Here is a 7,652-nt window from a genome sequence, read left to right as displayed (position 1 = left end):
ATATTTTATAAAATATAGAAATTCTCTTAAAAAAGTCTTAACTTAATGACATTGCTTCTTAGAAGTCTTTTTTTTATTTTTAGACATATTGTTATATGGGGTGACAAAATGGCTGGTAAAGTGTATGAAATCATGACCAAGGCAACTTTATCAAAAGGAACGAAAAAAACGATTTCTAAATATGATTATGTTGTTAATGAGATTGATAAAATACTAGGATGTTGGATTTGTAATCATCAATATCAAGGAATCATTAGGGAGCATCAACCATTTATAGAAGGAAGTTTTGATTTGCATATTTGGTATAGTTATTTAAATGAAAGTTATTTATTAAAACAACAAGTGCATTACCAAGATGCTATTGATTTAAATATGAAAGATCATCAACTCAGTCAAAATGATCAAATTATTGTTGAAAGTCAATACTTACCTCGATGTATCCATGCAACCTTAGAAAATAAAACAATGCACATCGAAATAGAAAAACAAATGTCTTTAAAAATCATTGGTGATACAACAATTCTTGTAGAAAGTAAAACAAATGATGAAGAACTTGAAATGAAAATTAATCCCGATTTCATAACATAGAAAGATGTTTCTTTCTATGTTATAATAATCAACGAATTAGAATGAGGTGTAAAAATGAAACAAAAATACAGTCCAATGATGATGCAATATTTAGGCATTAAAGAACAAAATAAAGATGCTATTGTGATGTTTAGATTAGGAGATTTTTATGAAATGTTCTTTGATGATGCGATGATTGTTTCTAAAGAACTAGAACTTGCTTTAACAGGGAAAAATGCCGGCGCTAAAGAAAGAGTTCCAATGTGTGGAGTTCCTTTTCATAGTGCGAGTGGATATATTCAAAAATTAGTAGATAATGGTCATAAAGTCGCTATTGTTGAACAATTAACAGATCCTGGTAAAAAAGGAATTGTTGAACGTGGTGTTGTTCAAATTGTCACACCAGGTACTATTTTTGATGATTCAATGACAAAAAATAAAAATAATTATATTGCGTGTATGATGATTTTTGATTTTGTTTATACACTTGCTTTTTGTGATATTACAACAGGTGAATTTCAAGTCATCAATATTGATAAAAAGGATCATCTTTTAAATAATCAATTAGCTTCGATGGAAGTTAAAGAAATTGTTGTTAAAAGTGATTGTACATATAGCTTTAATGATTCAATTATGGTATCTCATTATGATAATGAAACATTTAATGAAAAATATCGAGATATTTTTCATAATATAAAGGATTTAAAAGAAATTAAAGTAGCTACTTTATTATTAAATTATTTAATTGAAACACAAAAAAGAGACTTAGAACATCTTCAAATGATTGAAGAAATCAATAATCAAGATTTTATGACAATGGATCTTTATACTAAAAAATCATTAGAATTAACTGAAAATTCTAAAGATCATGAAAAATATGGTTCCTTATTTTGGTTATTAGATATGACAAAATCAGCAATGGGAGCAAGACTTTTAAAGAGTTATATTGATCGACCACTTTTAAAAAAAGAAGCCATTGAAGAAAGATTAGATATTGTTGAAATCTTTACCCAACAATTTATTCAAAGAGAAAGTATTAAAGAAATATTAAAAGAAATCTATGACTTAGAAAGACTATCAAGTCGTATTGCTTTTGGAAACATTAATGCAAGAGATTTAAAATGGATTGCTTCTTCTTTAAAAGTCTTACCAGAATTAAAACAACAACTTTATTCATTCAATGAACCTTTAACAGATCAATTAGCCGATCAAATCATTGATTTATCACATATTACAAAACTCATTGATGATGCTATTATTGATAATCCTCCTCTTACAATTAAAGAAGGAAATATTATCAAAGATCATTTTAATGAAGAATTAGATGAATTACGTTATTTAAGAGATCATGGAAAACAATGGTTAGTTGATTTTGAACAAAAAGAAAGAGAAAAAACTGGTATTAAAAACTTAAAAGTTGGTTATAATCGTGTCTTTGGTTATTATATTGAAGTTACAAAAGGAAGTTTAGATCTTGTTAAAGATGAATTCGAATATACAAGAAAACAAAGTTTATCAAATGCAGAAAGATTTATTACGCCTGAATTAAAAGATATGGAAAGTAAGATTTTATCGGCACAAGATAAAATTCAAAAATTAGAATATGTTTTATTTACTCAAGTTAGAAATGAAATCAAAAAAGAAGTTCATTTAATTCAAGATGTTTCGAAAATTATTGCGCGTGTAGATGTTTATCAATCTCTTGCAATGTTAGCAAGTGAAAATAGTTATGTAAGACCTGTCTTTAATGATCAAAAAATTATGGATATTAAAGAAGGTAGACATGGTGTCATTGAAAAAGTCATGGGGCATGGTAAATATGTACCTAACGATGTTTCAATTGATGAAAATTCACCAGTTGTCTTAATTACAGGGCCAAATATGGGTGGTAAATCGACTTATATGAGACAAGTAGCTTTAATTGTTATTATGGCGCAAATTGGCTCATTTGTCCCTGCTAAATATGCTAATTTAACGATCTTTGATCAGATCTTTACGCGTATTGGAGCCAGTGATGATTTAATTAGTGGTCAATCAACTTTCATGGTAGAAATGTTAGAAGCCAATAATGCTTTACGTTTTGCTAGTGAAAAATCATTGATTTTATTTGATGAAATTGGTCGAGGAACAGCAACTTTTGATGGAATGGCTATTGCCCAGGCAATGATTGAATATATTGCTAGTGAAATTCATTGTATGACATTATTTTCAACCCACTACCATGAACTTACATTTTTAGAAGATAAAGGTCTTGGTATTCAAAATGTTCATGCCAGTGCTAGAGTAGATAATGATCATTTAGTATTTGAATATTTAATTAAAAAAGGACGTTCTAATAAATCTTATGGAGTCAATGTGGCTAAACTTGCTAAATTACCAGATGAAGTAATCAATCGTGCTAATTTAGTATTAGAAACACTTGAAGAAAATAATGTAGAAGATCGTTTAATTGAAGAAAAACAAGTTCAAGTTATTGAAAAAGAAAGTGAAGTTGAAAAATATTTAAAGACAATTGATCCAATGGCTTTATCACCATTAGATGCTTTGTCAACTTTAATCGAATTAAAAAAATTAGTAAAGTAGAGGTGGCCTATGAAAATAAAACAACTTGATGATATTTTAGCAAATAAAATAGCAGCTGGTGAAGTTATTGAAAGACCAGCAAATGTTGTCAAAGAATTAGTTGAAAATAGTATTGATGCTTCTTCTTCTAAAATAGATATTATTATAGAAGAAGGAGGAATGAATTTAATTCAAATTATTGATGATGGTTTAGGAATGGATAAAGAAGATGCATGTCTTTGTTTTTCAAGACATGCAACAAGTAAAATCTATAATGATCAAGATTTATTTTGTATTCAAACATTAGGTTTTAGAGGCGAAGCTATTCCTTCCATTGCTTCTATTTCTCATTTTGTTTTAAAAACCAGTGATGGAAGTCAAGGATCAACAGTCATCTATGAATTTGGTAAATTTATTGAACAAAAACAAAGTGATCTTAATAGAGGAACAAATATTTCTGTTTCAAAGCTTTTTCAAAATGTTCCAGCAAGATTAAAATATGTAAAATCTGTCAATGCTGAATTTGCACATATACAAAATTATGTAGAAAGACTTTCTTTATCTCATCCAGATATTGCTTTTACTTTAATGCATAATGATAAATTGACTTATAAAACAAATGGGAATGGAAATTTATTAGAAGTTATTCATCAGATTTATGGGTTATCTATGGTTAAAAATATGTTGAATTTAAAAGCTGGAAATGATGAATTTCAAATAGAAGGTTTTATTGGCAAAATTGAAGTGAATAGGGCAAGTAAGAATCATATTGTTACGATGGTCAATCATCGTATTGTTAAAAATCAAGTAGCAATCGATGCTATTAATCAAGCATATCGTAAATATTTAGCAGATAATCGTTATCCTATTGCAGTCATCAATATTGAAATTGATCCTTATTTAGTGGATGTCAATGTTCATCCAAGTAAGTTAGAAGTTAAGTTTTCTAAAGAATATGAATTAAAACAATTGATTTTTGATGCGGTATCTAAAACTTTAGAAAATGTAAATTTAACCTATCAAGTTAAAGAAGAAAAACCAGTCTTTAAACCACAACTAGATCAAATGGATCTAGATATTGATTTTAGACAAGAAATTCCTACAAAAGTTCAAGAAAAACCACTAGCTTCATTTATTCAAGAAGAAAAACAACCACTATTTGTACATGAAGAAAAAAATGAATATATAACAGAACCTGTAGAAAAGCTTGTTGAAGAACCTATCCAACTTGAAAAAGTGGAAGTGCCTTTAAAAGAAATGAAAAAGAAAATATTTGTAAAAGCACAAATTCATGGAACTTATATTGTAGGTGAAGATGAAAGTGGAATGTATTTGATAGATCAACATGCTGCACAAGAAAGAATCAATTATGAATATTTTCTAGAAAAATATAGTCATCCAGATATGACAATGAGAGATTTATTAGTACCTATTACAGTTGAATATCCTTTAAGTGAATGTATGATGATTGAAGAAAGAAAAGATTTATTAAAAGAAGTTGGCATTGATTTAGAGCCTTTTGGTAATGGTTTTATTATTAAACAACTGCCAATGTGGATGAATCAAATTAATGAACATTTATTTATTGAAGATATGATTCAACAAATCTTAAAAGATAATAAAATCGATTTACTTTCTTTACAAGAACATGCTATAGCAACATTAAGTTGCAAAGCATCTTTAAAAGGAAATAGTCATCTATCAATTGAATCAATGCAAACAATTGTTGATAATTTAATGCGTTGTGATAATCCTTATGTTTGCCCACATGGAAGACCAACGATTATTCATTATTCAGCATATGAATTAGAAAAATTATTTAAGAGGGTCGTATAATGGAAAAAGTAATTGTTGTAATTGGACCAACAAGTGTTGGTAAAACAAAAATGGGAGTAGCTCTTGCTAAAAAGTTCAATGGAGAAGTTATTAGTGGAGATTCTATGCAAATTTATAAACAGATGGATATAGGAACTGCTAAAGTCACAGAAGAAGAAAAAGAAGGTATTATTCATCATTGTGTAGATATTTTAAATCCTGATGAAACATATAGTGTTCATGATTTTCAACAAACAGTAAGAAAAAAGATAACAGAAATTACCCAAAGAGGACATGTTCCAATAATTGTTGGAGGAACAGGCTTATATATAAAAGCAGCATTATATGATTATCAATTTGATGAAATGGAAAACGATCATCATGCAATAAATGAAAAATATAAAGATTATACAAATGAACAATTACATGATCATTTAAAATCAATCGATGAAGAAAGTGCAAAAACATTACACTTTAATAACCGTCGACGTGTTTTAAGAGCTATTGAAATCTATGAAACAACAGGTAAAAGAAAAAGTGAAATGTTAGAAGAACAAGAACATGTTTGCTTATATGATGCTTATTTTGTAGGATTAACGCTTCCTAGAGATGTTTTATATGAAAGAATTAATAAACGTGTTGATGTGATGATGAAAAATGGGTTAAAAGAGGAAATGGATCAACTTTATAGTCAAGGACTTACAAGAAATCATCAAAGTATGAAAGCGATTGGTTATAAGGAATGGTTTGATTATTATGATCATCAAATAGATTTAAATGAAGTTTTAGAACTGATTAAAAAGCATTCAAGACAATACGCTAAAAGACAGTATACTTGGTTTAAAAACCAATTTGATGTTCATTGGTATGATGTAAATTTAGAACATTTTGAACAAACTATTAAACAAGTAACAGATGATATAGAAAAAATCCTAAAAATTTAGGATTTTTTTGTATGATTTAATTTTTTAATATTACTTGTACGACCATGTCTTAAAATACGTCGATAATTTTCAGCTAAAGCTTTTTCATATTGACTTGTCATCCAAGGTACATAGAATTGATTATTTGCGATTTGATCAGGTAAATATTGAATATATTCCCATAACTCAGGACGATCATAATTATATTTTTCATCTTCTTCTAGACCAACAGGTGTTAATCTTAAATATTCAGGTGCAGGCAAAGATTGTTGTCTTAAAGAAGCTAAGGCAGCATCAATAGCTGCTTCTGATGATTTAGATTTAGGTGAAAGACATAAATCAATAATAGCACTTGCGATAGGAATTCTTGCTTCAGGAAATCCTACTGTTCTAGCAGCTTGAAAAGCAGCAACAGTACGCATACAAGCATTTGGATTAGCAAGTCCAACATCTTCATATGCACAAACAAGGACACGTCTTTCTAAAGATTCAATATCATTATATTCTATCAACTTTGCAAAATAATACATGGCTCCATTAGGATCACTTCCACGAATAGATTTTTGTAAACCACTTAAAGTATCATAATATTGATCTTCATCTTTATCAAATTGACCATTAGCTTGTGTTAAAGCATTTTTAGCATCTTCAATAGTAATATGATGATCATGAGAAATAATTGTACATACTTCTAAACAATTATACGCAAAACGAATATCTCCTGATGAAAGACGAGCAATATGTTGCAAGACTTCTTCATCACATTGATATTGATGATGATAGCCTTTTTCACTATCTAAAGCATGATGTAAACCTTGAATAATATCTTCTTGAGTTAAAGGTTTAACTTCAATGATTTGACATCTTGAACGAATGGCAGGATTGATTGAATGATAAGGATTAGCAGTTGTACATCCAACAATAATCAATAGACCGCTTTCTACATAAGGAAGTAAATTATCTTGTTTCATTTTATTCATACGATGAATTTCATCGATAATGACAAAAAGACCATTAGATAATTTAGCTTCTTCAATAATCAAATCCATTTCTTTTTTATTTCCTGTAGATGCATTAAAAGTACGACAAGGCATATTTAAATCATGAGCTAAAGCCATTGCAAGAGTTGTTTTACCACAACCTGGTGGACCATATAAAATAACAGACATGGGATGGTTTTTTTCTACAAATTTAGTAAATAAACCATTTTCACCAATAATATGTTTTTGTCCTAATATATCTAAAAGAGATTGAGGTCTCATATTATAAGCTAAAGTTCCACTCATAAAAAAATCTTCCTCCTTAATACAAAATGAATTATAATGATTATAACACTTTTATAAAAAGAAAGGTAGAAATGAATATGAGATTAGTTGTACAAAGAGTAAGTGAAGCAAGTGTTGAAATTGAAGGAAAAATAAATGGACAAATTAAACAAGGATTTATGGTATTAGTGGGTATTACGAATGATGATAATGAAGAAATTGTTGATAAGATGGTTAATAAACTTATTAATTTAAGAATTTTTGAAGATGAAAATGAAAAATTAAATTTATCATTGATGGATATCAAAGGAGAAATTCTTTCCATCTCACAATTTACTTTATATGCAAATTGTAAAAAAGGAAGAAGACCTAGTTTTTTAGATGCTGCTAAACCAGAAATATCAAAACCATTATATGACTATTTTAATAAATCATTAGAAAAAGCAGGGGTCCATACAGAAACAGGAATCTTTGGAGCGATGATGAAAGTCTCACTGATCAATGATGGACCAACAACAAT

6 protein-coding genes are annotated in these 7,652 nt (G+C 28.4%); 5 read left to right on the top strand and 1 reads right to left on the bottom strand.

Going from position 1 to position 7,652, the window contains the following annotated elements:
• The first annotated feature begins 108 nt into the window (after positions 1–108).
• Genes cotE through miaA form a run of 4 tightly spaced genes read left to right on the top strand, consistent with a single transcriptional unit; the run spans position 109 to position 5,888 of the window.
• Positions 109–588 carry an outer spore coat protein CotE gene (gene cotE, locus ACLVEP_RS10135; protein ID WP_412584610.1) on the top strand — a complete coding sequence of 160 codons (480 nt, stop codon included), beginning with the start codon at positions 109–111 and terminating at the stop codon, positions 586–588.
• 54 nt (positions 589–642) lie between these two features.
• Positions 643–3,150 carry a DNA mismatch repair protein MutS gene (gene mutS, locus ACLVEP_RS10130; RefSeq protein ID WP_412584608.1) on the top strand — a complete coding sequence of 836 codons (2,508 nt, stop codon included), beginning with the start codon at positions 643–645 and terminating at the stop codon, positions 3,148–3,150.
• A 9-nt stretch (positions 3,151–3,159) separates the two neighbouring features.
• Positions 3,160–4,965, top strand: coding sequence for a DNA mismatch repair endonuclease MutL (mutL, locus tag ACLVEP_RS10125; protein WP_412584606.1), 1,806 nt, complete (start codon positions 3,160–3,162; stop codon positions 4,963–4,965).
• Positions 4,965–5,888, top strand: coding sequence for a tRNA (adenosine(37)-N6)-dimethylallyltransferase MiaA (miaA, locus tag ACLVEP_RS10120; protein ID WP_412584605.1), 924 nt, complete (start codon positions 4,965–4,967; stop codon positions 5,886–5,888). The genes mutL and miaA overlap by 1 nt, the downstream gene beginning before the upstream one ends.
• On the opposite strand, the gene ACLVEP_RS10115 is transcribed toward miaA, so the two are convergent.
• On the bottom strand, positions 5,885–7,153 hold the full coding sequence (locus tag ACLVEP_RS10115) for a replication-associated recombination protein A (protein WP_318001198.1): 1,269 nt from the start codon (positions 7,151–7,153) through the stop codon (positions 5,885–5,887). The two genes, miaA and ACLVEP_RS10115, sit on opposite strands and share 4 nt — an antisense overlap.
• A gap of 77 nt (positions 7,154–7,230) precedes the next feature.
• On the opposite strand from ACLVEP_RS10115, the gene dtd reads away from it, so the two are divergent.
• On the top strand, positions 7,231–7,652 hold a 422-nt coding region (dtd, locus tag ACLVEP_RS10110), incomplete at its 3' end, for a D-aminoacyl-tRNA deacylase (RefSeq protein ID WP_412584603.1).

It is taken from the genome of Faecalibacillus sp., assembly GCF_047023275.1.
In the GTDB taxonomy this organism is placed as follows: domain Bacteria; phylum Bacillota_I; class Bacilli_A; order Erysipelotrichales; family Coprobacillaceae; genus Faecalibacillus.
Note: the sequence above shows the minus strand (reverse complement) of the source record. Positions and strands in the feature narration are given on the sequence as shown.